The 25,389-nt window shown below is 53.7% G+C and carries 15 protein-coding genes; 9 read left to right on the forward strand and 6 right to left on the reverse strand.

Annotated elements, in window-relative coordinates:
* Positions 1–20: 20 nt before the first annotated feature.
* From ygfZ to ACFQO0_RS16280, 3 genes are read left to right on the forward strand one after another with little or no spacing between them, the layout of a single operon-like run.
* Complete coding sequence (ygfZ, locus tag ACFQO0_RS16270; RefSeq protein ID WP_382236752.1) at positions 21–1,079, forward strand: CAF17-like 4Fe-4S cluster assembly/insertion protein YgfZ; 1,059 nt, start codon at positions 21–23, stop codon at positions 1,077–1,079.
* Between the two features lie 53 nt (positions 1,080–1,132).
* Positions 1,133–1,420, forward strand: coding sequence for a DUF4936 family protein (locus ACFQO0_RS16275; protein WP_382236755.1), 288 nt, complete (start codon positions 1,133–1,135; stop codon positions 1,418–1,420).
* Complete coding sequence (locus tag ACFQO0_RS16280) at positions 1,411–2,193, forward strand: NRDE family protein (protein ID WP_382236758.1); 783 nt, start codon at positions 1,411–1,413, stop codon at positions 2,191–2,193. The genes ACFQO0_RS16275 and ACFQO0_RS16280 overlap by 10 nt, the downstream gene beginning before the upstream one ends.
* A gap of 139 nt (positions 2,194–2,332) precedes the next feature.
* Here ACFQO0_RS16280 and ACFQO0_RS16285 read toward each other — a convergent pair whose 3' ends face one another.
* Both ACFQO0_RS16285 and ACFQO0_RS16290 read right to left on the reverse strand, forming a co-directional pair.
* Positions 2,333–3,235, reverse strand: a complete 903-nt coding sequence (locus ACFQO0_RS16285) for an SDR family oxidoreductase (protein WP_382236761.1) — start codon at positions 3,233–3,235, stop codon at positions 2,333–2,335.
* A 31-nt stretch (positions 3,236–3,266) separates the two neighbouring features.
* A complete protein-coding gene (locus tag ACFQO0_RS16290) occupies positions 3,267–3,728 on the reverse strand; it encodes a PaaI family thioesterase (RefSeq protein ID WP_382236764.1) in 462 nt (153 codons plus the stop codon).
* A 307-nt stretch (positions 3,729–4,035) separates the two neighbouring features.
* Here ACFQO0_RS16290 and ACFQO0_RS16295 point away from each other — a divergent pair, with 307 nt between their 5' ends.
* The 4 genes from ACFQO0_RS16295 to nadB all read left to right on the forward strand — a co-directional run bounded on the left by ACFQO0_RS16295 (position 4,036) and on the right by nadB (position 11,767).
* A complete protein-coding gene (locus ACFQO0_RS16295) occupies positions 4,036–5,697 on the forward strand; it encodes an MFS transporter (protein WP_382236767.1) in 1,662 nt (553 codons plus the stop codon).
* A 222-nt stretch (positions 5,698–5,919) separates the two neighbouring features.
* Positions 5,920–7,143, forward strand: a complete 1,224-nt coding sequence (gene purT, locus ACFQO0_RS16300; protein ID WP_382236769.1) for a formate-dependent phosphoribosylglycinamide formyltransferase — start codon at positions 5,920–5,922, stop codon at positions 7,141–7,143.
* The gene (locus tag ACFQO0_RS16305; protein WP_382236772.1) at positions 7,140–9,782 is read left to right on the forward strand and encodes a sensor domain-containing protein; all 2,643 of its coding nucleotides are present in this window, start codon (positions 7,140–7,142) and stop codon (positions 9,780–9,782) included. Before purT ends, ACFQO0_RS16305 begins: the two co-directional genes overlap by 4 nt.
* Positions 9,783–10,165: 383 nt before the next feature.
* Complete coding sequence (gene nadB / locus ACFQO0_RS16310; protein ID WP_382236775.1) at positions 10,166–11,767, forward strand: L-aspartate oxidase; 1,602 nt, start codon at positions 10,166–10,168, stop codon at positions 11,765–11,767.
* A gap of 163 nt (positions 11,768–11,930) precedes the next feature.
* On the opposite strand, the gene ACFQO0_RS16315 is transcribed toward nadB, so the two are convergent.
* Positions 11,931–12,665 carry a pseudouridine synthase gene (locus ACFQO0_RS16315; RefSeq protein ID WP_382236778.1) on the reverse strand — a complete coding sequence of 245 codons (735 nt, stop codon included), beginning with the start codon at positions 12,663–12,665 and terminating at the stop codon, positions 11,931–11,933.
* 200 nt (positions 12,666–12,865) lie between these two features.
* Here ACFQO0_RS16315 and hisC point away from each other — a divergent pair, with 200 nt between their 5' ends.
* Positions 12,866–13,933: a histidinol-phosphate transaminase gene (gene hisC, locus ACFQO0_RS16320; RefSeq protein WP_382236781.1), complete on the forward strand. Its 1,068-nt coding sequence runs from the start codon at positions 12,866–12,868 to the stop codon at positions 13,931–13,933.
* Positions 13,934–14,113: 180 nt separating this feature from the next.
* Complete coding sequence (locus tag ACFQO0_RS16325; RefSeq protein WP_382236784.1) at positions 14,114–14,329, forward strand: DUF2970 domain-containing protein; 216 nt, start codon at positions 14,114–14,116, stop codon at positions 14,327–14,329.
* Between the two features lie 70 nt (positions 14,330–14,399).
* Here the strand turns inward: ACFQO0_RS16325 and ACFQO0_RS16330 are convergent, their stop codons facing one another.
* The 3 genes from ACFQO0_RS16330 to ACFQO0_RS16340 all read right to left on the reverse strand — a co-directional run bounded on the left by ACFQO0_RS16330 (position 14,400) and on the right by ACFQO0_RS16340 (position 25,195).
* On the reverse strand, positions 14,400–15,320 hold the full coding sequence (locus ACFQO0_RS16330) for a methyltransferase domain-containing protein (protein ID WP_382236787.1): 921 nt from the start codon (positions 15,318–15,320) through the stop codon (positions 14,400–14,402).
* Between the two features lie 224 nt (positions 15,321–15,544).
* Complete coding sequence (locus ACFQO0_RS16335) at positions 15,545–16,054, reverse strand: hypothetical protein (protein ID WP_382236790.1); 510 nt, start codon at positions 16,052–16,054, stop codon at positions 15,545–15,547.
* 357 nt (positions 16,055–16,411) lie between these two features.
* Positions 16,412–25,195 (reverse strand): glycoside hydrolase family 94 protein, encoded by an 8,784-nt coding sequence (locus ACFQO0_RS16340; RefSeq protein WP_382236793.1) that lies wholly within the window; start codon positions 25,193–25,195, stop codon positions 16,412–16,414.
* Between the last annotated feature and the right edge of the window lie 194 nt (positions 25,196–25,389).

The raw sequence follows: 25,389 nt of genomic DNA on the forward strand, positions 1-25,389 counted from the left end.
CTAATTTATTGATTGAATCTATGACTACATGGTTGAAATTTCTTGCTGAACAGGGTGCGCAATTGAGTGCACCTGCCAGTGAAGAAGCGGCATCTGAAGTCCTGTCCTTCGGAACAGATACCTTCGTCGAAACAGCCCGGGACAACTTTGTCGCGCCGCTTACTCATCTGGGCCTGATCGCCGCCATCGGCGAAGATGCAGCTCATTTTCTGCATAATCAACTGACCAACGACGTCGAGCATCTCGACGTGGATGAAGCACGCTTGGCCGGTTATTGCTCGCCCAAGGGACGTTTGCTGGCCAGCATGCTGATCTGGAAAACGACCGACGGCGTCATGCTGCAACTGCCACGCGACATCCAGGCCGGCGTACAAAAACGCCTGCACATGTTCATCCTGCGCGCGAAAGCCAAGCTGACAGATATAACGCAAGATCAGGTCATGCTTGGTTTGTCCGGTCCCGCTGCGGCTACCGCCTTGATGCCATGGTTCCCGACTCTGCCTGTCGCCATTTACGGCAAGGTCGAAACACCTGCCGGCACACTGATCCGTCATCCCAACGCATTTGAAGTGCCGCGTTATCAATGGATCACCACGGCAGCCCACGCAATCGAAGCATGGCCGCAACTGACAAAAATCCTGCAGCCCAGCGGTACAGCAGCCTGGCGCCTAGCCGAAATCGATAGCGGCGTGCCGCACATCACACCCGTCACGCAAGAGAAATTCGTGCCGCAGATGATCAATTTCGAGTTGATAGGTGGAGTCAACTTCAAGAAGGGTTGCTATCCAGGACAGGAAATTGTGGCCCGCAGCCAGTATCTGGGCAAGCTCAAGCGTCGCATGATGCATGCCAGCGTCACGGCGCAAAGTGCAGAACCCGGCACCGAAATATTCTCTATTAACGATCCCGAACAACCATGCGGAATGGTGGTGAATGCCGAGCGCAGCAATGCGCACGAAATCGATTGTCTGGTCGAAATTAAACTCGCCGCTGCAGAATCGGAAGTAAGGCTAGGCTCGGCAACGGGCCCGGCATTATCCTTCCAACCGCTGCCTTATGCGTTGACCGATCCGGCATGATATTTTTAACTGCCCCCTTATCTGAACCCGCTTCATCGTAGGGACGATACGCAATGGATCTTTATGTTTATTACCGTGTACAAGCTGCCGATGCTGCGGTGTTCCTGACAAAAATTACGGAGTTGCAGGATAATCTCACCCGTGAATACGGCGTTCGCTCCGCCCTCAAGCGACGCCCTGAAGAAATGGATGGCTTGCATACGTGGATGGAAGTCTATCTGGAGGTCGCGGAAGATTTTGAAGCAACGCTGGAGCTAGCGGTTGCGAGTAGTGACTTGCCCTCAATGATCGTCGGCAAACGCCATGTGGAACATTTTCTGGATTTAACTTTATGTGCTTGATCGTCTTTGCCTGGCAAGTAATGCCGAATATGCCTCTGCTTGCAGCCGGCAATCGTGACGAGCTCTACGACAGGCCTGCCAGCGCTGCTACCTGGTGGCACGACCATCCGCAGATTTATGCCGGTCGCGACTTGCAAGGCGGCGGCACCTGGATGGGGATTACACGCGATGGACGCTTTGCCGCGATTACCAATATTCGCGCCCCATCTGAAACACGCTCGGCTGCACCGACACGCGGCAATCTGGTGTTAAATTATCTGGCTGGTGAAATGACACCGGCAGATTATGTGCAGCAAATTTCAGCCTCTGCAGCAGACTATAACGGCTTCAACTTATTGGTCGGCAATGCCAGCGAATTGATCTGGTATTCGAATCGCGGTGAACAGGATGAGCGCAACGGCAAACCGCTCAAGCAAGGCATGTACGGTTTGTCCAATTCCCTGCTAGATTGTGCATGGCCCAAAGTCGTCAGCACCAAAGCTGAATTTGCCAGCCTGTTATGCCAGGGCGCTCCGGAAGATGCCTTCTTCGAAATGCTGTCGGATACGACCTGTGCATCCGATTGCCGTTTGCCGAAAACCGGTGTCAGCCTCGAACGCGAACGCTTGCTGTCTGCAGTGTGTATTGAAACACCTGACTATGGCACGCGCGTCTCGACACTGGTCAAACTGCAAAACGGTCAGCCACCGGTATTGATAGAGCGCCCGGCGGTGGCGATGCCGCCCTTGCCTGAACGTGCTCCGCATCGCGGCCAGTGCACCAAAGGATATTGAAGTTATTTGTTAGCGAATACCTTCGTTGCAGCTTGGTTGCGAATTTGATTTTTGGTCGGATTTTGAATCTGAGTTTTAATCGACTTATGGCTTGATTGCCAGTGCCGAAGCCGACACCAGCACTACTTCAACCGCCCCATCAGCGCGCCAGCTTCGCCTTCAGCAATGCACGTATATGCGGCACATCCTCATAGGGATCGTAGGGATTTCGCTGTTGCAGAATATCTTCCATTCGCTTGCGTGCATTGATCAGCGATTCGGGTTCAGAAAAAATATAAAACTGCTCATCGCGTATCGCATCGAAAGTCCATTCGGCAATCTGAGCAGCAGAAATTTTTCCCGACTCCACCGCTTTTTCAGAGAACGATTGCGCCGCGCGCTGGCTCACTGTCGGCGCAGCATCGTTGAGCATTTCTGGCGGACGATTGCGCTCGGATTGATGTATGCCGGTTGGCACAAAGAAAGGGCATAAGACCGAGGCACTGATAGATGAAGTCACCAGTCGCAAATCCTGAAAAAGGGTTTCAGTCAACGACACGACCGCATGCTTGGACACGTTATAGATACCCATCGTCGGCGCATTCTGCAAGCCGGCAACCGATGCAGTATTGACGATATGGCCTTCGTACAAAGGATCGCGCTTCGCGCATTCCAGCATCAATGGCGTAAAAATGCGCACACCGTGAATCACGCCAAACAGATTGACGCCCAATACCCAATCCCAATCTGCTTGCGAATTCTCCCAGATCAAACCACCACCAGCCACACCAGCATTATTAAATAGCAGATGAACCGCACCGAAGCGCGTCATCGCCGCGTCGGCCAATGCTTGCACATGTTCGGTCTTGCTCACGTCGCAATGCACCGCCAATACTTGCGCGCCCTGCTCTGTCAGTTCCGCCTCCACCTTTTGCAAGGCACCGGCTTGCACATCTGCCAGCACCAGTTTCATGCCAAGGCTTGCGCCCCTCGTCGCAAACTCGCGACCGAAGCCGCTGGCGGCACCGGTGATCACGGCAACTCTGTCCTGAAAATGTTTCATGCATGCTTTCGCTTGATGGATCGCCGAAGGTTTATGGATGGCTCAGTTTTTTTGCGACGTCGGTACGACGAAGGAACTTGAACGTGCCGGTCGCTTTTGCCACCAGCTTGTCACCATTCCACAATTCACCTTCGCAAAAATAGATGCTGGTCGACGCATGCGCCACCTTGCCCTTTGCAATCAGTCGGCAACCTTCCGTGCCGCCTGGCTGCATGAAGCTGGTTTTCATCTCTACCGTAACACCACCGCGTATATCCGGCTCCATCGAGCGTCCCGCCAGGGACATCACATTATCGAGCATGGTCATGATCACGCCGCCATGCGCAACCTGCCAGCCATTCAAATGGCAAGCCTGCAAGGTCAACTCGACTTGTGCCTGACCGCCACCGGACTCGACAACTGTAATTCCCAGCTCTTGCAAAAACGGAATAGTCGGCGAAGCCGATGCTGTCGACTCCGGTTTGATCGCAGGATTGTTGGGTGAATTTGTCATCGAAGGTCTTCCATTTTACAAAATGGCGTCATTTTAGAGCCATCCGCATCTCGCGCAAGAATTGTTCGTCAATTGGGCTGGATTGCGTTATGCCACGCCCGCTTGCAAGAACCCATCATTTCCTCACGCATCGCTCTTGCAGATTGAATTTTTGCCTATGTTGCACTGCAAAATCGATACCCGCAATATGTAAGCGCTACGTAAGCTTGCGCAAGCATCGCGTAAGGTTTGAGTCGCACACTCGGGGCGCTTACCCACTACAAGGAATGTGCCACCGCATTCTGTTAATAATTTTAAGGAGACGAGCATGGCCACAGTTTCTACAGCCGATCGCGGCATCACCCCGGAGGAACGAAAAGTTATTTTCGCTTCTTCTCTGGGCACCGTATTTGAATGGTATGACTTCTATTTGTACGGTTCCTTGGCCGCCATTATCGCCAAACAGTTCTTCGCCGGTACCGATCCAAACACCGCGTTCATTTTCGCACTGCTCGCCTTTGCGGCCGGTTTCATCGTGCGACCGTTCGGTGCCATCGTGTTCGGTCGTCTGGGCGACATGATCGGCCGTAAGTACACCTTCCTCGTCACTATCGTCATCATGGGCGCATCGACCTTTATCGTCGGCCTGCTGCCAAATTATGCATCGATCGGTATCGCGGCCCCTATCATCCTGATCATCCTGCGCATCTTGCAAGGTCTGGCACTGGGTGGTGAATACGGTGGTGCGGCAACTTATGTGGCCGAACATGCGCCGCACGACAAGCGCGGTGCATTCACAGCATGGATTCAAACAACTGCGACCATGGGGCTGTTCATGTCGCTGCTGGTGATTCTCGGTACCCGTACCGCCATCGGCGAAGCTGCATTTGCTGACTGGGGCTGGCGCATTCCTTTCTTGCTGTCGATCTTCATGCTGGGTATCTCGGTATGGATCCGTCTGTCGATGGCTGAATCGCCTGCGTTCCTTAAAATGAAATCGGAAGGCAAGGCATCGAAGGCACCATTGACCGAAGCGTTCGGCCAATGGAAAAACCTGAAGATCGTGATTCTCGCACTGGTCGGCCTGACCGCAGGTCAAGCCGTTGTCTGGTACACGGGCCAGTTCTACGCACTGTTCTTCCTGACGCAAACACTGAAGGTAGATGGACCAACCGCCAATATTCTGATCGCAGCGTCACTATTGCTGGCTACGCCGTTCTTCGTGATCTTTGGTACGCTGTCCGACAAAATCGGTCGCAAACCTATCATCATGGCCGGCTGTCTGATTGCAGCATTGACTTACTTCCCGATCTTTGGTGCGCTGACTCACTATGCAAATCCAGCATTGGAAGCCGCATTGAAAGATGCACCAGTGGTCGTGACTGCTGATCCTGCAACCTGCCAATTCCAGTTCAACCCGACCGGCACCAAAAAATTCACTTCGTCATGCGACATTGTGAAAGCTAAACTGGCGGCTGCTTCGGTTGCCTATTCGAATGAAGTTGCCGCACCAGGCACCGTCGCAACAGTCAAGGTCGGTGACACTTTGCTCACATCTTACGACGCGAACGGTTTATCGAAAGATGATGCCGCAGCGAAAGACAAAGCTTTCTCGAAAGAGCTGGCTGACGCCATCAAGGCCAAGGGCTATCCAACCAAGGCTGATCCTGAACAGATCAACTACCCTATGACCTTGCTGCTGCTGTTCATTCTGGTGATCTACGTCACTATGGTATATGGCCCGATCGCAGCGATGCTGGTGGAAATGTTCCCTACTCGCATTCGCTACACATCGATGTCCTTGCCGTATCACATCGGTAACGGCTGGTTCGGCGGTCTGCTTCCAACCACCGCGTTCGCGCTGGTTGCATTCAAAGGCGATATTTACTACGGTCTCTGGTACCCGATCATCATCGCGTTGATTACCTTTGTCATCGGTATGATCTTTGTTAAAGAAACCAAAGACAACGATATCTACGCAAACGACTAACGCACTGAGTATTTCGTTCGAGAAACTCTCGAATAAAAAACTGCCAGAAATTTTCTGGCAGTTTTTTTTTGCTTGTTCGATTCAACTTTTTTTGCCTTTAAAAATGCCACTGCAGGCAATTTGCGCTGTCCAAAAGGAGCAAGATTTGCTATTGTCTGTATGCCAATACACACCTTCCTGAACTCAATCCGAAGGCTTCTCTCCTTCCCAGAATTTTCCGTCATGATTAAAAGCAACGTCACTCCGCGCATCGGTACACCCTTATCATCCACCGCGACCAAGGTCATGTTGCTGGGCTCGGGAGAGTTGGGTAAAGAAGTGATCATTTCACTGCAACGCCTGGGAGTTGAAGTGATTGCAGTAGATCGATATGCTCGTGCCCCGGGCCATCAAGTCGCCCATCGTGCGTACGTAATTGATATGACCGACGGTGTGGCGCTTGCAGAATTGATCAATCAGGAAAAACCGGATCTGATCGTGCCTGAAATCGAAGCCATCGCAACCACCACGTTAATGGAGCTGGAAAACGCAGGTCTGGTACGCGTGATTCCAACGGCACGTGCAGCATGGTTGACAATGGACAGGGAAGGCATACGTCGCCTGGCGGCTGAAGAATTAGGTGTTGCCACATCTCCTTATCGCTTTGCCGACAGCCTGCAAGAACTCCAGGCTGGCGCTGCGGAAATCGGCTTTCCTTGCGTCGTCAAACCAGTGATGTCATCGTCTGGCAAAGGGCAATCCAAGCTGAACAGTCTGGCCGATGTTGAATCAGCATGGAATTGTGCCGCCGCGGGTGGTCGCGTCGATGCAGGCCGGGTGATCGTCGAAGGTTTCATCGATTTCGACTATGAAATCACCTTGCTGACGGTACGCGCCATAGGCGCCGATGGCGAAGTACATACGCACTTCTGCGAACCTATCGGTCATGTGCAAGTCAACGGCGACTATGTCGAGTCATGGCAACCGCAAGCGATGCATCCAGGCGCATTGCAAAAAGCGCACGATATCGCAAAGAAAGTGACCGACAACCTCGGTGGTCTGGGTTTATTCGGCGTCGAACTCTTCGTCAAACACGATATGGTCTGGTTTTCGGAAGTTAGCCCGCGTCCGCATGACACAGGCATGGTCACCATGGCTAGCCAGGAACAAAGCGAATTTGAATTGCATGCCAAGGCAATCCTCGGCCTGCCGGTGAATGTCGCGCTGAAAACGCCTGCCGCTTCGGCCGTAATTTACGGTCAGCACGAGGCCAAAGTAGTCGCATTTGAAGGTGTCGCTGAAGCATTGCAAATACCAGGCACCGATATCCGCCTGTTCGGCAAGCCGGAATCGTTTGCACGTCGCCGTATGGGCGTTACGCTGGCGGCGGCAGTTAACGTGGAGACTGCGCGCAAAAATGCCAAGGCAGCCGCAGCCAAAGTAAAACCGGTTGTTACGAACGAATGAAGGAAACACGCCTAAGTGGTGTCAACGCTGTAGCAGGAAGCGATATTTTCCGCACCGCTTCCCTGCTGTTGTACGCCACCTTGGTATTCCATGTCGTTCTGCTGATATATGCCAGGCATCTGAACTTGTCATCCACCGGCGTGCTCGCAGCGACAATTCTCAGCGCACTCCTCTTCACCGCATTTGTCCGTTACTTCTGGTTGCGCACATCCCTTCTGCTGAACGCAAAGTTCCTGCTCTGTGAAGCTGGCATCGCCACTTTCGCCATCGCGACGCTATCAACACAGAATGCAATGCCTGCGCTACCCATGCCGTGGTTAATTGCCATCGCCGGTGTGTTCCCGCTGGTTCTACATAGTCGAATCGGCATCGTAGTCATCGCTGCCGTGGCTTTTATCGGCCATAGCATCAACGTGCGTCTGGGTGTCACCATTAGCGACTGGCTGCCTGAATTCTTTGCGACTATTTGCATAGGCTGGCTGGCATTACTGCTCGCAAAAACACTAAATATCAATCGTATCGCTCTCAGCCAGGCACGTACCAATGATCGCCGCTTCAATGCAATTGCGCGCGTGACACGTCATATTTTCATCATCACCGACGCAGATTATCAAATCAAGTTTGCCAATCCTGCACTGCAGGATGTCATCGGTTACGATCAAGAGGAAATTCTTTACGGCAGCCTGCAACCCATTCTTCATCCTGAGGATGAAGAAGAGCATAAAAACAAATTGCGCTATCTGCGCAATACGCCGCACGCCAGTATTTTTTCCCGCCACCGCACACAACATAGAGATGGGCACTGGGTCTGGCTGGAAACGCGTGGTTACAACATGCTGCACGATTCCGCCATTAATGGACTCGTATTCAGTATCGAAGACATTACCCTGCGCAAGGATGCTGAACTCAAATTACAGGAAGAAACCACATTACTGCGCGCGGTACTCGATCTGAACCCATCGATGATTTACGTCAAGGATCGTGAAGGCCGCTTCACCATCAGTAATCAGGTATTCCAAAAACGTTTCGGCTATTCCAGCGAAGATGAATTGCGCGGCAAAACCGTATACGACATCTGCATGAAGATGGCGAATGAGGAAGACGAATTTACGTCGCAGCAAATCGCCGATGAAATCCAGCAGCAGGATCTGCAAGTGATGGAAACCGGCATACCGCTACAAGATATAGAAATGCCGGGATTCTGGCACAGCGATATGCATTGCTGGTTTCACACCAGTAAATATCCACTGCGTGATGCCAAGGGCGCAACCATCGGCATACTCGGCGTCACACGCGACATTACCAAACGCAAGACGACAGAATTGCAAATCGAATACCAGGCGCTGCACGACATCCTCACCGATTTGCCGAATCGCCGCTATCTGGTCAATACGCTGGTCAGCGCCATGGAAATCAGTCGACAACGCCAGTCCAGCCTGACCATGTTGTTCTGCGATCTTGATTTCTTCAAGAGCGTCAACGATACGCACGGTCATGATTTCGGTGACAAGTGCCTGATCGAAATCTGCAAACGCGTCGTCGATGCATTGCCACCAACTGATTTCGTCGCACGTTTTGGCGGCAATGAATTCGTCATCCTGACCAACTCTTCTTTGGCAGAAGCCAGCGTCAAGGCTAACGCTATCATGCAGGCGGTATCGGAACCGCTGATCTTCGACAGCATCGCGGTGAAAATCCAGACCAGTATCGGTATTGCGCAATTGAGCCCTGATCATCAGGTCCCGGCCGACTTGATACGGGATGCAGATGCCGCGATGTATCAAGCCAAGGAACGCGGGCGCAATCGCGCAGAGATTTACGATGCCGCACTGCAAAGCAAATCCGCAAAACACGCGCGTATGGACGTGGCTTTGCGTTTTGCGCTGGAACGCAATGAACTGTCGGTTGCCTATCAGCCCAAGGTCTCGCTGGCGGATGGCAGTGTCAAAGGATTTGAATTGCTGCTGCGATGGAACAGCCCCGAATATGGACTGATTTCACCTAACGAGTTCATCCCTATTGCCGAAACATCCGGCATGGTCGTGCCTATCGGCATGTGGGCGATGGAGCAGGCTTGCAAACAACTCGCGGCATGGCAAGTCACTTATCCTGCTATGGGCAACGTCACAGTTGCGGTCAATGTCTCGATGCGGCAATTGCTGCACACATCATTCTTTACCCAAGTACGCGACATACTCAACAATAGTGGCGTCATTCCGCACACGATAGAACTGGAGATCACGGAAACTTCTGCAATGGCCAATCCTTTGCAAACGATAGAAACCCTGTCCATGCTGAAGAGGCTCGGTCTGAGACTGGCACTTGATGATTTTGGCACCGGCTATTCTTCGCTCGCGTATCTGCAAAAGCTGCCTATCGATATTCTCAAAATCGATAAAGCCTTTGTGCACGGTCTGGACACAAAGCAAAGTGATAGGGAGATTATTCGTCTAGTGATGGCGCTTGCGCAAACACTGAACCTGCAAACCGTGGCCGAAGGGGTTGAAACCGCAGCCCATATTCGCGAATTGAAGAAAATGGGCTGCAATCTGGGACAAGGTTTCCTGTTCTCGCCGCCGTTATCGGTAGAGCAAGCAGAGACGCTGATCTGTTCTTCCCATCGATTTCCAATCGACTGATTCATGCCAGCGATAAGACTGCCCCTTAATCCGTCATAGCCGCTTCCACCACAAGCGCATTTTTGACAGCATAAGCTCCTGCCAAAATACGCAGTTGGCATTACTCATGCCCAGTATTTTTCCGCTTGCGCAGCCAGCTCTTCCATTTCGTTATTCAATTGTGTTCGCAGCCCGTCACTGCCAAGAGTTACCTGGCTCGCCTCTTTTCAGTCATCTATCTGTAAAATAATTCATCTGTAGGTGGCATCACCACATCTGCAATTTTTAACGTTTTTCTCATGTTTTGTGCAGCAAAAAGCGCCTGTTGAAATGCAAATTACACAGGCTTGCGCTAAATCGCATATAGTCATGGGCAAACTTTTCCTTCTTTAATACGAAACTCTATGAAATTTGATGTCGCAATTGTCGGCAGTGGATTAGCCGGCCTTTCTGTTGCTCTCCACCTGGCGGAAACCCGCAAAGTCGCTGTCATTTCCAAACGTGCGCTACTCGATGGTGCCAGTAGCTGGGCCCAAGGCGGCATTGCCGCTGTTCTCGATTCGCATGACAGCTATGATGAACATGTCGCCGACACGCTGGTCGCAGGCGGTGGCTTATGTGATGAAGCGGCCACCCGCTACATCGTCGAGCATGGCCCCGAGGCGATTGCATGGCTGATCGAGCAGGGCGTGCCCTTCACACCGGATGCAACCGCCGAACTCGGCTTTCATCTGACACGCGAAGGCGGGCACAGCCAGCGCCGCATCATTCATGCGGCCGATGCAACCGGTCATGCAGTACAAGTCACGCTGGAAGAAAAAGTACGCAACCATCCGAACATTACCTTGATGGAGCATCACTACGCCATCGACGTCATCTCATCGAACAGCCTGGAACGAAAAAAACACGGTCCGCGCTGCCTCGGTCTGTATGTGCAGGATGTAAAAAGCGGCAAGGTCATCACGATAGCCGCCGAACACACAGTGCTCGCAACTGGCGGTGCCGGCAAAGTTTACCTCTACACCACTAATCCTGATACCGCGACGGGCGACGGCATTGCCATGGCATGGCGTGCGGGTTGCCGTATCGCGAATATGGAATTCATCCAGTTTCACCCGACCTGCCTGTATCACCCGTACGCAAAATCGTACCTGATTACCGAAGCAGTGCGTGGCGAAGGCGGCGAACTGAGGTTGCCGCCAAACTCGGGGAAAAATTCTGGCAAACGTTTTATGCCTGCCTATGATGAGCGCGCAGAACTCGCACCACGTGACATCGTCGCGCGCGCCATTGATGCCGAGATGAAAAAGCATGGCGTTGATTACGTCAATCTGGACATTAGCCACAAATCGTCTGAGTTCCTGAAAGAACATTTCCCGAACATCATGGAGCGCTGCCTGGAATTCGGCATCGACATCACCAAAGAACCTATCCCGGTCGTGCCAGCCGCGCACTACACCTGCGGCGGCATCATCACTGACCTGGCTGGTCGCACAGATCTGCCAGGCTTGTATGCGGTAGGCGAAACGACTTGCACCGGTTTGCACGGCGCGAATCGCTTAGCCAGCAACTCCTTGCTGGAATGCCTGGTACTGGGCCGCGCCGCAGCCAAATACATAGAAGAACAACCCAAGCAAAAAGCCGTGACGCTGCCGGCCTGGGATGAAAGCCGCGTCACCGATGCCGATGAAGAAGTCATCATCGCCAATAACTGGGAAGAGCTGCGCCGCTTCATGTGGAATTACGTCGGCATCGTCCGCACCACTAAACGTCTGGAACGGGCCCAGCATCGTATCCGCCTGCTGAAAGAAGAAATCGACGAGTATTACGCCAACTTCCGCATCACGCCGGATTTGCTGGAATTGCGTAATCTGGTTGAAGTGGCATCGCTGATCGTCAATAGCGCGCTGTCACGTCGCGAGAGCCGCGGCCTGCACTTCAGCCGCGATTATCCTGAGACTTTGCCCAAAGCACTGCCTAGCGTTTTGCAGCCTGATCGGAAATGATCAGATAGTAACGAGCTGATAAAAAGCCGCTGATGTTGCGATCAGCGGCTTTTTTGTTGGGTGTTAAATTTTAGGTTGGTGCTATTAATATTTGTATTTCTCAAGACTAAGCTGGGATGCCGGGTAGTCCGGCAAACCAACAATGGAGGGAAAACCAGAATTATTAACCTTCAGCAGAAGGCTCAACCGCCCGTAACAAGGCCAATTGCGCAGCATCCAGATAGACCCACTCCCCTTCTTCCAGCCCCAACGACTCTAGCGTCAATTCTCCAATCGCCACCCGGCTCAGGGCCGAACAATGGTTACCCGCTGCTGCCAGCATCCGTTTGACCTGATGGTATTTACCCTGTTCCAGCACGATCTCGATCTGATGTTCTGCCAGCATCCGGCACGTCTGCGCGGCCAACGGTGCCGGCTCGTCGTGCAACTGCACGCCGCCCAGCAATTGCGCAATTAACTCGGGTGTCACGGCATCATGCGTGGTGGCGACATACACCTTCGGTATGTGACGCTTGGGCGACGACTGCGCGTGAATGAAGGGGCCGTCATCCGACATCAGCAACATGCCGGTCGTGTCGTGATCGAGCCGCCCAACCGGCTGCAAGTCGCGCCAGGTGAATTGCTCGGGCAACAGGGTCAATACCCCAGGATGGTGGCTGGGCTTGCGCGAACATTCGAAATTCGCCGGCTTGTTCAACACGATGTAGACGTGCTCGCGATAGCGCCACAATTCGTCGAAAATCGTGAATTCGAGATCGGTGGTATCGAAAACGGTCTTGATGTTATCGACGACTGCGCCGTTGATGCTGACTTCGCCGTCCTCAACAAGGCCGCGACAGTATTTTCTGGTGCCGAATCCCTGCGATTGCAGGATGCGGTCTAGGGTCAATTTACTCATGGCGGCACTGTACCAGAACGACGCGGATTTATCAGCCGATAGAGGAGAAAAAGCATGGCGATTCGATGTCATCTCGTCACTACACAGCTGTAAATCAGTGCATGCATCTGCAAGACGCGATCATATTTACGGCGCAGCGATTTTCTATTCAGCCACGGCACAAGATAAAATGACGGTATCAATCAAAAAGGAAAGTAGTCATGAGCCAGTTCTGGAGCCCCATTGTGCAAACACTCACGCCATATGTCCCGGGTGAGCAACCGAAATTGCCGGGCTTGATCAAGCTGAACACCAACGAGAACCCCTATCCACCGTCGCCAGCCGTGACCGCTGCGATGCATACAGTCACGGCGGATTCCTTGCGCCTGTACCCCGACCCGGATGCGGCCGAACTGAAAAAGACACTGGCCGCTTATCACGACGTGCAGCCGGATGAAATCTTCGTCGGCAACGGCTCGGACGAAGTGCTGGCATTTGCCTTCATGGCGCTGCTCAAGCATTCCGAGCCTTTGCTGTTCGCGGATATCACTTACAGTTTTTACCCGGTATATTGCAAGCTGTTCGGCATCGACTACGTCGAAGTGCCATTGAACAGTGCGATGGAAATCGACACCGCCGATTACGAGGATCGTGCGTGCGGCGGCATTATTTTCCCCAATCCGAATGCACCAACTGGTATCCCTTTGCCTCTGGCCGCGATTGAAGCATTGCTGATCAAGCAGCCGAATGCGGTTGTCGTTGTCGATGAAGCCTATGTCGATTTCGGCGGCGAAACCGCGATTCCATTCATCAATAAATACCCCAACCTGCTGGTCATACGCACGTTCTCGAAATCACGTTCACTGGCCGGCTTGCGGGTCGGTTTTGCGATGGGCCATGTAAAACTGATTGAAGCGCTGGAACGTGTGAAGAACAGTTTCAACTCTTACCCTATGGATAGATTGGCGCTGGCTGGTGCAGTCGCCAGTTATGGCGATGAAGCGTATTTCCAGAAAACCAATGCAGCGATTATCGACAGTAGGGAACAAATGACTGCTGCACTGGAAAAACTTGGCTTCACAGTATTGCCTTCCGCAGCCAACTTTATCTTTGCTCGCCATGAATCGTATGCTGCCGAGCAATTGGCCGCGGGTTTGCGCGAACGGGCGATTATCGTGCGCCACTTCAAGCATCCACGCATCAATCAGTATCTGCGCATCAGCATAGGCAATCCGGATGAGTGCAAGATGCTGATCCAGACGCTGACGCTGCTGACGTCAAATCACTAGCAAACGAGGCAGCCAAGTCTGTATCTGATATGGTGATTGCAAACGTATCTGGTACTGTCAAAGGCGAGCAGCGATCGGTATTCTGATCGGTATTCTGTTAATCAGGAAAACTACGCTGGCGCGACAGGCCACTTGATGTGGCGCAGATGACGAAGCCTAGAGGAAACCGCTAAAAGGAAAATGATGACAGAGCCAATCAAGAAAAAAACTGAAAAGACGTCTTTTCTGGCAACGCTGGGCGCGGTGTTCTGGTCGTTCGTCGGCCTGCGGCGCCGTTCCGACTATGAGAAAGACGTGACCGGACTCAATCCGGTGTATGTCATCGTGGCCGCACTGCTGGGGGTGGCAATTTTCATCGCTGTTTTGCTGACCGTGGTGTCGCTGGTTGTAAAGTAAATTACTGCTGCGTAAAAAAATGGCGAGCCATGTTTGGCTCGCCATTTTTTAATCCCGCTATTCTGTCCAATCAGGCAGCGGCCGTTTCTATCTGCTCTTCAACCGCAAAGATCGAGGCATCGCCTGCACGTATCGACGCTTGCAACGACTGGATAGAGCCTCCCGCGCGATAGGCAAGGCTGACGCATAACTGATCACCGGCCTTGACTAAAACCGGGTCCGCCAGCGGTAAGGTCATATAGTGATTCAGCCAATCAATCGTCGAATTTTTTTCCATCACGACGGCAAGGATATTCTTGGTGACGAAACGCAAGGAATTAACGATGCCGTCACGTTCAATCGCGAACGAGCCTTGCCACGCAATATCGGTGCCGACCGGCTGCGTAAAATCCAGCAAGGAATACACTGCTGGCGCAGCGAGATCAATGCTACCTGCTTGCTCGAACGTCGCTTCGCGGAATTGCACGATAGGTGCGTTGTAACCTGCAAAAGAGTAATCCTGCTGCAAAGGCTGGACAGCCATGATCATTGCTTCCGGAATGAAGAGTGGCAATGGCCCGCCGAATTTTTCCAGGTAGCGCTGTTTGAATGCTTCGATCACCTGCACTTGCTTCTCACGCACCATCGCGACGTGGATCATTTCGCAGATCACGACGTCCACCGGTTCAGGTGGCAAATAGTCAAAGGCATCGGCTTCGACGACTTCAACCTTGTGTCCATTAACGTTCTTGGACAAAAAGTTGCGCGCCTCTCTTACAAGATCCGGGTTGTATTCAACGCACCAGACTTTTTCTGCCTTGGCTGCCGCAAACCATGACAACACGCCCGTGCCGCCACCCAACTCCAACACCTTGGCGCCAGGTGCAACCAGATGATTAATCGCAGCCTTGAAGCCCGACATCCGGTTTTGATCCATCAACATATTGTGATGGTAATGGACGGGGATGAATTGGCCCAGATAAGAGCTTTCAAGTTCGCGTTCGGTCAGCATGGTGTCATCCTCATCGGTTGTCGTTTGCGTACGATTCCCGCAGGAACAGGTACGTGAAGCGTCATTATGGTGAGCTTCACAACAAAGCAAAGGGGAGATGTACAGAGCTTTTACCTAGCTATTCCCTTGTTGGGAATTTTTTGAGCTCAGCGCTTAAATGCAATTCCAAAGCTGAGCTGAATTGCGTGATAACTGGCGCATGGGCTGCATGCGCCGTAGGGTCTTCAATCGTACAGCGCGCTTTCAAGCTCCTTGAACTTCTCCGGCCCGACAGCATTCTTGATTTTGGGCGCAAGCTCCTGCAATTGAGCTAGGTTACCGGCGGCTTCTACCGCCAGATTGACTCCAAAGCCGCGCAGGCCCAGGTTCCCGGTCAAGCGTGCGGCAATCCGGTAGGCATTTAAATAATGCGCTTGATCGCTTTGGGTAGGCGCACTTGCATCGGACGACGCAGCTGCCGGCTGAGGGGCGGGTGCCTGCTGTGGTACCTCAACAGGAATAACGGCCGCCACTAGCAGACCCAGAGCCACCATATGATTCACATCATCTGCCGTGACATTCAGTCCGGCGGTCGCCTTGAGTACCTCTTCAGTGCTGCGTTTGCCGTCAAACATGATGAATGCAGAACGCTGCCGCGGAGTGAGCGTAACAGAACGATTCTGAAACGCTATTTGGCCCAATTCCGTCTTGGTATAAATCATCGACTTGGCTCCCATCAATGCTCTTGGCTCCATGCTATGGAACTTAGAGATCCTGTTGTTGTGTTTTTATTTTTTCTTATTTGATCAAATTTAACCCATTTTTGACAAACGGCGTTATTTTTTGGCCCAACCGTTTAGTCCAGAACGCAACACTACAGACGGCGCGGTGCTTTTCGCCGCTCATATCAATATGGGAATCTCGGGGAGCATAGTTGGCAACAGGCCGTCGAAGCAGCCCTTACCGAATTGGCGAGGCAGACTTATAACAGTATGGATTTTTTTGAAATACGTCCTTAAATACAAATACGTAAGACAAAATAAAACGGTACAGCTGGCGTTACCAGCTGTACCGTAAACAGCGAATTTACGTTAACTCATTAATTCAATTTATTACGTCAGTTGATCAAGCCCCATCACAACTGTCACCGTATGCGTAGCGCCATCGTCGAACATGCCCACTACTTTGTCTGCCACCGCAACGCCATCAAGTTCTACCCGCACCACGCCTTTGCTGACGCCATCTGGGTTGACGACGTTGATGTGATACATCGAACGACCGTACCGATAGTGCAACTTTGCATTGCGCCATTCCGGCGGCAGGCATGGGTCCAGGCTAAGCTTGTCGGCCCTGACCTGCAAGCCGAGGATGAACTCGACGCCAGCACGATATAACCAACCTGCCGCACCGGTATACCAGGTCCAGCCACCGCGACGTACATGCGGCGACTCGGCATAGATGTCGGCGGCAACCGCGTACGGTTCCACCTTGTATGCCGCCATCCCGGTGCGCGTGCTGGTGCGATTGGCGGGGTTGATCATCTTGAACAGATCGTGCGCCTGGCTACCCTTGCCCATCATCGAATAAGCGATCAGGCACCACACTGCAGCATGCGTGTACTGTCCGCCGTTTTCGCGTACGCCGGGCAGATAACCCTTGATATAGCCGGGATCTAGCGGGGTCTTGTCGAATGGCGGCGTGAACAGCAGGATCAGATCATCGCCGGGACGTATCAGGTACTGATCGACCGATTCCATTGCACGCTGCGATCGCCCAGGGTCTCCAGCACCTGAAATCACCGACCAGCTTTGTGCAATCGAATCGATACGGCATTCCGCATTGCTGGCCGAGCCGAGCGGCGTGCCGTCATCGAAATACGCGCGTCGATACCATGCGCCATCCCATGCATGCTTCTCGGTCGCTTCCTTCAATTTCTCGGCGTGTTGCAGCCAGCGCGTGACGCGCACCTGATCGCCACGTACCTCGGCTACCGGAGCAAAGCGCAGCAGCGTCGCATACAGGAACCACGCGAGCCAGACGCTTTCGCCCTTGCCTTCGTGACCGACGCGATTCATGCCGTCGTTCCAGTCGCCGCCGCCCATCAACGGCAAACCATGCGGACCGACACGCAGGCTGTGATCCAGCGCACGTGCGCAATGCTCGTAGACGCTAGCCTTTTCATCAGAAATTTTCGCTTCGAAATAATTGTCTTCCTTCTCCAGCGGCAGTAAATCACCTTCAAGGAAAGGAATCATTTCGTCATAAATCTGCGTGTCGCCAGTCACGTCCGCGTAATGTGCAGCGCAATACGGCAGCCAGATCAAGTCATCTGAAATATGCGTACGCACGCCGCGTCCGCTAGGCGGATGCCACCAATGCTGGACATCGCCTTCCGGGAATTGCCGCGACGATGCACGCAAAATTTGATCGCGTGCAAGCTTGGGGGCGACCAGCGCCAGCGCCTGCGTATCCTGCAATTGATCACGGAAGCCGTAAGCGCCACCCGCCTGATAAAACGCGGTGCGTGCCCAGAAACGGCAACTCAGGGTTTGATACAAGAGCCAGCCGTTGAGCAAATAATCCATCGAGCGGTCCGGCGTTTCCACCTGTACCGTATGCAGGATCTCGCTCCAGTTGCGCTGACTGGTCGCAAACACTTGATCGATATCGGCAGCACGATAGCGTTGTACCAGTTCGCGCGCGGCGTCAGCGCTATCGGCCTGTCCCATCAGGAAGACAATATCGGTTTCCGCACCCGGGGCAATTTCGACCAGGGTCTGCAATGCACCGCAAGGGTCGAAACCGGCGCCGACACGATTCGAAAGGCTATGGCCAAGTATCAGGCCGGCCGGCTTTTGCATATTGCCGTTGCGGCCTATGAACTCCTTGCGATCGGCGGTCCACGCGGTTTGACTGCCGCACAGATCGACGAATGCCACTCGTTGACCGAATTCGATATTCCACGAATTGCGTGCAAAAATCGCGCCGCTTTCCGCATCGCGTTCAGTCACGATAAAGGGCATGTTATTAGTACGTGCAGCACCCAGTACCCATTCGACATAAGACGTCAGCGACAAGCGACGCGGATTACGCGAGACGTTTTTCAAACGCAGGCGGCAGATCTTGACCGGATCGTCCCAACTGACAAACTGCAGCAACTCGCTGGTGATGCCGCTGCAGGTCAATTCGAAGCGGCTATATCCCTGCCCGTGTCGTGTCGTATACGTTGCGTTCGGCACGCGTATCGGCGACATGGTAGGGCTCCACAACGCGCCATTATCTTCATCGCGTATATAGAATGCTTCGCCGGATGGATCGGACACCGGATCATTCGACCACGGCGTCAATTTGTTTTCGCGGCTGTTCAAACTCCACGTATAACCTGCACCCCGCTCGGAAACGGTAAATCCGAAAACGGGATTGGCGATGACATTGATCCACGGCGCCGGCGTTTCCTGATCCTGTCCGAGCACGATCACGTATTCGCGGCCGTTCTGATCGAAGCCACCCAGACCATTGAACAAGGTCAGTTGCGGTGCCGGTCCGGCAGGCGCGCCTTGCGGTGCGCGTACGTCGCGCTCCAGCCATGAGAAAGGGGCATCGATATCGCTATCGGTACGCGGTTGCATCTGTTCGGCCAGGCTACCCTGCCCGCCTTCCAGCACCACGCGCGCAGACGCCAGCAGCAAGGTGCGCTCATCGTCAGTAATCAAATCGGCGCGCACGATATAGGCACCGCCACGCTCAGCCTGTTCCTGCTGCGCCGAAAACGCTTGCGCCGCACGCACCATGCTTTCCATCGATACCTGCAACTCTTGCGCATAAGAAGCGCCTTTTTCATTCAGGATGACCAGATCGACCGGCAATTGCTTCATGCGCCAGTATTCTTGCGCGCGCAGCAATTGCGACACCAGTCGCAAGTCTTCCTGCTTGGCCATGCGCAGCAAGAGGATTGGCCTGTCGCCGGAAATCCCTTGCCCCCACAAACCGGAATGGCTCAAGGACATCGCCCGAATCACACGCCGGCTGGCGCGTGACGACGTATCGGAAAACAAGATCCGGCTCGCCATATGCTGGAACAATTCCGCTTCGTAATGTTCGATGCGCAGATAATGCAACTGCACTTGTGCATGCGTCCACACCAACGCGGATATCCGCGCAAAGGTTGAACCATCGTGATATTTGTCAGCCAGACAGATGATCTGTTGACGCGAGTTCGCCGCCATCGTGGTGAATACCAGGTGCGATACTTCTCCCGGCTCTATCCGCACGCGCACACGCAGACTGAAAATCGGATCGAGTACGGCACCGACCGTGTTCGACAATGGACGACCATCGCTGATCGAACGCGGTCTGTTGATGCCCTGTCCGCGTCCGACGAACCGCGCCCTGTCGGTTTCATATTCAATCCCGATGGCACTGCTACCCTCGCCACGCGCCACTACATGCGCGGCCCATGGGCGTGTTTCGCCATCCTTGCGCGGACGGCGCGATGCCAGCAAGCCCCGCACCTCATGCAGGTATTCGGTTTCGACGAACAGATTTGAGAAGGCAGGATGAGCGGCATCTGCCGCAACTGGTGCCAGCAAGACTTCCATATACGAAGTGACTTCTATGGTGCGGGCACGCGTGCCGTTGTTGGTCAGCGTCAGGCGGCGCAGCTCGGCATCATCTTCCGGCGACACGATCACTTCCAGCATGCTGGAAATCGTGCCATCCACACGCGAGATACGCGCACGATCTTCGGCAAATTTGACCTGATAGGAATCCGGCTCAACTGCAGTCGGCTGATAACAGGCCGACCAGAATTTGCCGCTGTCCGAATCACGCAGATACAGATGGCTGCCCCATTGATCGCGCGTTGCATCTTCACGCCAGCGCGTGACTGCGAGTTTGTCCCACAGGCTGTAGCCGGAGCCGGCAGCCGTCAGCATCACCGCGTAATGTCCGTTCGACAGTAATTGCGTTTCTGGCGTCGCCGTCATTGCACTGTCGAAATGGCGCGCCACACCTGATTCGGGCGCGACCACGGTAGGTCGTTCAAGATCATCGCGCAGTGCCAGCGAAGCCGGCTGTATCCAGCGCGGTTGCGATTCATGCAGGAGCAATTCCGCAGAGCGAATAATAGGTTCACGATGGAAGCGATGACGCATCACGTTTTTATTGATGACATTGCCAAGTGCAACCAGCAACATGCCCTGATGATGCGCCATGTAGGCATACACGATTGCCATCGTCTGATTTTCTGCACGGCGGCCAGGCGTGAAATCCAGCGCTTCATAAAAACCATAACGTCCAACCGCACCCATGTTTGTCAGTCGGCGGAAATTAGCCACGGCGCTTTTCGGCATATACATGGCAGCCAGACCGGTCGCATAGGGAGCGATGACAATGTCTTTTTCCAGTCCGCGTTTCAAGCCCAGGCCAGGCACGCCGAATGCGGAATATTGATAGGTAAAGGCACGGTCACGCACATTCATTGCCGACTCGGAAACACCCCACGGCACCTTGCGCTCTTTGCCGTATTCGATTTGCCGCTCAATAATGCCGCGGCAGGTTTGATCCAGCATGCTGCCGCGCGGCGACGAAATTACCAGCGCCGGCATCAGATATTCGAACATCGAACCCGACCACGAAGCCAGCACCGGACCGTCAGGACCGGGCAGCATGCGTCGACCAAGGCGGAACCAATGCGATGGCGATACCTGGCGATCGGCGATCGTGACCAAACTGGCGAGTCTTGCTTCGGACGCAAGCAAATCGTAATAACTATCGTCCAGACGTCCTTCATCGGCGTTATAACCGATGGAAAACAGCTTGCGTTCAGGCGACATCAGGAAGCGGAAATCCATGTCAGTGGCCATTTCACGCGCTGCATGTTCCAGCGTTTCCAGACGCCACAGCCATTTGGTGGACAACAGCATGGACTGATTCAATACCGTATCGAGCTCGTCAAACAGAGCTTGCGACATCACATCGGGATCGAGCCGGTTTTGCGATGAGAACAAGCGAGCGACTTCCATCCGCGCCGACGCATAACGCTCGGGCAAATCTTCCAGTGCCATATCCGTAGCCATGTGTGCATTGATGAGCTGCCACAGTTCTTCGTTCTGTTTATGTTCGTGATCCTGCGCTTCCAGATGTGCCCACGGCACCACCGCAACAAAATCGGCGCAATGCGTACGCACCGCTTCGCGCAATTCATGCGCCCACGTCAGTACCTCATTGTCGGGCATCTCGATTTCGACAGAAAATGCCTGCGCCAGATCCACCAGGTCTTCTGCCCGCTCGGCCAGTTTTTGCCAGCCGGCATAATTCGAAAAATCACCGCCATTTGCCAGTAACAGATCACTGAATTGATCTGTGTTTTTGCGCAGCTCCGCGATACTGACGGTTTGCGTACGCAATTCGCGGCCTACACCTTCAATCGCAAAACGCAGTAACAGCACCGTATCGCCGATACCGGCAGCGACACCCGGCCGCAACACGGATTGTTCACGCGCATCCTTGCAAGCCTGCGCCAACACGAACAGATGGCCAGCCAGATTGCCGCTATCTACAGTCGAGATATAGCGCGGCAATAAAACTTCCAGCCTTTCGGTTTCATACCAGTTGAAAAAATGCCCGTGATAACGCGGCAACTTCTGCAGCGTCTCCATGGTTTCTTCCAGTCGCTGCATCATGTCGGCCAAACCCAGCCAGCCAAAATCGCGGGCGGTAGCGACAGAAAGCAGATACAGGCCGAAATTGGTCGGCGACGTGCGATGCGCAATGACCGGATGCGGTTTTTCCTGGAAGTTATCCGGCGGCAGGTAATTATCCTGGGCGACCACAAATGTCGTGAAGAAGCGCCAGGTGCGTCGTGCCGTCAGGCGCAATTCGGTTTCTTCATCCGCGTCCAGCAGTTCGAGGTTCTTGTCGACCGGCGGCAGACTGATCCAGCGTGCGATAAGCGGGCTCAAGAACCACAGTACGCAGAGTGGTAACACCAGCGTCCAGCGACCCGGATTGGCCAGATACACAATCCCGGCTATCGCCAGCGCCAACAGCACACCCATACGCCCACGCCATGCAAAACTGGAAATCGAATATTGCTTGGATTTCCTGACTTGGGCCGAGGTTACCCATTGCAGCAACTTCTTGCGCGTAAACATCAGGCGCACCAAGGTACGGAATATCGCATCCAGCATCAGCCACGCATGTTGCGCCAGCACCGCCAGCGAAATGAATACCACTGCAACAGTGTCAGGCAACACGGCCAGCCCGCGCCGCCAGTGCGCCTTGAATGACAAGTCATCGCGATGCGGCAGGATATCCGATACAAACTGGAATACCGAGGGCGCAGCCAGGCCGACTATGCCCAGCACCAGCCACGGCCAGATCGGCGAAGACGGCAGGCAGAACGCCGTCACCAGCAACACCAGAATCGCCGGCGCCATCAGGGAGCGCCGCATGTTATCGACGATCTTCAATCGATCGATAATAGACATAGACGCGCGACCGCCATTGAGCAACCACGGCAACAATTGCCAATCGCCACGGGTCCAGCGATGCTGGCGTGCAGCAGCTTCTTCGACATGCGACGGGAAATCTTCAAACAGCTCTACGTCATTGACCAGCGCTACCCGCGCCAAGGCACCTTCAAACAGATCATGGCTGAGCATGGTGTTTTCCGGCACCTTGCCGGCAAGCGCACGCTCGAACGCATCGACATCGTACAAACCCTTGCCGGAATAACTGCCCCAGCCAAATACGTCCTGATACACATCAGGTACGGCGCCGCCGTAAGGATCGATACCACCGCGCGCCGAGAAAAAGCGCCGATACAATGTGCGTTCCTGCCGCATCGGCAAGGTCGGCGTGATGCGCGGCTGCAAGATGCCGTAACCTTCTATCACTTGATCGGTTTCCGGATCATGGCGCGGCTGGTTCAAAGGATGCGCAGCCACACCCACCAGGGCGCGCAAGGCGCCGATCGGCATGCGCGTATCGGCGTCCAGCGTGATCACATAACGCACATGCTGTGGTAGTGGAATGGCATCAAGCAAGAACGAGGTATCGTGCGCATCGCGCAGCAATCGGTTGAATTCATGCAGCTTGCCGCGCTTGCGTTCCCAGCCCATCCAGCGATCTTCTGCCGCATTCCACAAACGCCTCCTGTGCAGTATGTAAAAACGCGTCTGGCCGCTGACACTGGGTCCATAACGAGCGTTCAATTCGGCGATATCCCTGCGTGCTTTTTCCAGCAGGTACAGATCCTGCGGCATATGCTCCTGTTTTGCATCTGCCCAATCCGAGAGCAGCGTGAAATAGACTTCCCCATCCGGATTGGCAAGGTAATGCGCTTCCAGTTGGCGCACCTCTTCTTCTATCCCCTCGTCGCTGGTCAACATCACGGGGACGGCCACGAATGTACGCAAGCTTGCCGAAATATCTTCCAGCTCCAGGCGCGGCAAATGACGTGGCCAGAACAGTCGCATCAAGATCTTGTTCGCTACCGTAATCGCAATGTCCGAAGCCGGGAAAAAACCGGCCATCATCAGCAATGCCAGAACCACAGGCGGCACCAGATTGTCATGCACGCTCAACAGCGGCAGTGCCAGTAAAACGCAGGCGACAGTGATGATCGTCAGCGGGTAATACAGGCTGGCATGTGCAATGTAATGGCGTTTGAATTTTTGTGAAAAATGCGGTTTATAACCAAGTTCTGCTTCAAGGTCATTGCGGCCGCCGGCCAGCAGGTAATGACCCGGGTCAAGTGCGCGTTCGTCGGCCACGACGTCGTCATGCTGCATCTGGCTGCGGTGAAACTCGATCTTGCGTACCAAGGCATCCGCAATCTGTTGCTCTGAATAGCGTGCATTCAGTGCGATTTGCTGAATGATCTTGCGATAACGATCACGCGTCAGAAAATCAAGTACCGCATAGGCTGGCAAGGTTTGCAGTTTTTGTTCGACCAGGCTGACTGATTCAAAGAATGTACGCCAGTCGAAAGCCGCAATGCCGCGCATGCTGGTAATGATGTTGCGTATGGTCTGATTGGAAGCAACTTGCGTTGTATGCTCGCGTAATACCAGGTCGTCAATGGTGAGGTTTTGATCAACCAATCGCGTACCGAGCGCATCCAGCAAGGGTGTAAAACCCGGTTGCTGGTAACGTAGCCTTTGCACCAGTTGTACAACAAAAGGCTGACGCAAATGTCCGGCAGGCAACACAATCGCCGGCTGCTCTTTTTCTGGTGTCTTTTGTGCAATCGCGATCAGTTCGTTGGCCAGATCATCGGCAGCTTGCCGCGCTGCCTGGGCCCTGACCACACGCATTGCCACCCGACGCAAATGCACCAGCAAGACCGCACGCATGACTACAGGCAACGTCCACAACTCAGCCATCGTCAATGGCTGGACGCGTTGATACGCGCGGACAAAACGCAGAAATAAATCGGTATCGAAGTGATTGTCGGTATGCGCAGCAAATTCCCAGCACAAACCATAAATTCTTGGCATGCCTGCATATTCGCCGTCCGTCAGCTTGGGCAATGATTTGTACACGCGGCGCGACATATTTTCGACCACGCCAGTGACATTTTCCTGCACCACATGTAGGTTATCGAGCAACCATTCTGCTGCTGACGTAATCGCGCGCCGCTCAGTAGCTGCACGCTCTATCGCAGCATGCGCAGCAATCAACGTGCGGCCATCTGCACGCGCCATCGCAGAAATGGATAAGCGATGTGGTGCATTGCCTATTTTTTGTATAGTCGCCAGATGGGTGGCGTGAGATTCGAGCTTCTCCGCGCTGAAAATCTCAGCACGCGGCGGCTCGTCAGGAAAGTTTTCGTCAGTCTTGGATACGGAACCAAATCGAATGTATTGAAGAATGGAATTAAGCAAAGACACCCCCGCTTTTTTCACATTCGATATGCGCCGAAGAAGCCGCCGGATGCAGACACGGACAGGATGCCTCGATGTGAGGCAACTGCATTTTACGGACGGCGAAAGATCGCGCTGCACATGCCGGTTGGGCATGCGTCAGGATAGTACTGACCATATTTTTTCCTCCCGCTTAAGCGGCTTTTAGATTGACATGGTGG

It is taken from the genome of Herminiimonas aquatilis (assembly GCF_042665175.1).
GTDB classification, from domain to species: Bacteria; Pseudomonadota; Gammaproteobacteria; order Burkholderiales; family Burkholderiaceae_D; genus Oxalicibacterium; species Oxalicibacterium aquatilis.

Excerpts from the sequence above, each read along its gene's own strand:
- ACFQO0_RS16335 (WP_382236790.1), bottom strand. The coding sequence starts at position 16,054 with ATGGAGCCAAGAGCATTGATGGGAGCCAAGTCGATGATTTATACCAAG.
- ACFQO0_RS16315 (WP_382236778.1), bottom strand. The coding sequence starts at position 12,665 with ATGAGTAAATTGACCCTAGACCGCATCCTGCAATCGCAGGGATTCGGC.
- ygfZ (WP_382236752.1), top strand. The coding sequence starts at position 21 with ATGACTACATGGTTGAAATTTCTTGCTGAACAGGGTGCGCAATTGAGT.
- nadB (WP_382236775.1), top strand. The coding sequence starts at position 10,166 with ATGAAATTTGATGTCGCAATTGTCGGCAGTGGATTAGCCGGCCTTTCT.
- purT (WP_382236769.1), top strand. The coding sequence starts at position 5,920 with ATGATTAAAAGCAACGTCACTCCGCGCATCGGTACACCCTTATCATCC.
- ACFQO0_RS16285 (WP_382236761.1), bottom strand. The coding sequence starts at position 3,235 with ATGAAACATTTTCAGGACAGAGTTGCCGTGATCACCGGTGCCGCCAGC.
- ACFQO0_RS16305 (WP_382236772.1), top strand. The coding sequence starts at position 7,140 with ATGAAGGAAACACGCCTAAGTGGTGTCAACGCTGTAGCAGGAAGCGAT.
- ACFQO0_RS16295 (WP_382236767.1), top strand. The coding sequence starts at position 4,036 with ATGGCCACAGTTTCTACAGCCGATCGCGGCATCACCCCGGAGGAACGA.
- ACFQO0_RS16330 (WP_382236787.1), bottom strand. The coding sequence starts at position 15,320 with ATGCTGACCGAACGCGAACTTGAAAGCTCTTATCTGGGCCAATTCATC.
- ACFQO0_RS16275 (WP_382236755.1), top strand. The coding sequence starts at position 1,133 with ATGGATCTTTATGTTTATTACCGTGTACAAGCTGCCGATGCTGCGGTG.
- ACFQO0_RS16290 (WP_382236764.1), bottom strand. The coding sequence starts at position 3,728 with ATGACAAATTCACCCAACAATCCTGCGATCAAACCGGAGTCGACAGCA.
- hisC (WP_382236781.1), top strand. The coding sequence starts at position 12,866 with ATGAGCCAGTTCTGGAGCCCCATTGTGCAAACACTCACGCCATATGTC.
- ACFQO0_RS16280 (WP_382236758.1), top strand. The coding sequence starts at position 1,411 with ATGTGCTTGATCGTCTTTGCCTGGCAAGTAATGCCGAATATGCCTCTG.
- ACFQO0_RS16325 (WP_382236784.1), top strand. The coding sequence starts at position 14,114 with ATGATGACAGAGCCAATCAAGAAAAAAACTGAAAAGACGTCTTTTCTG.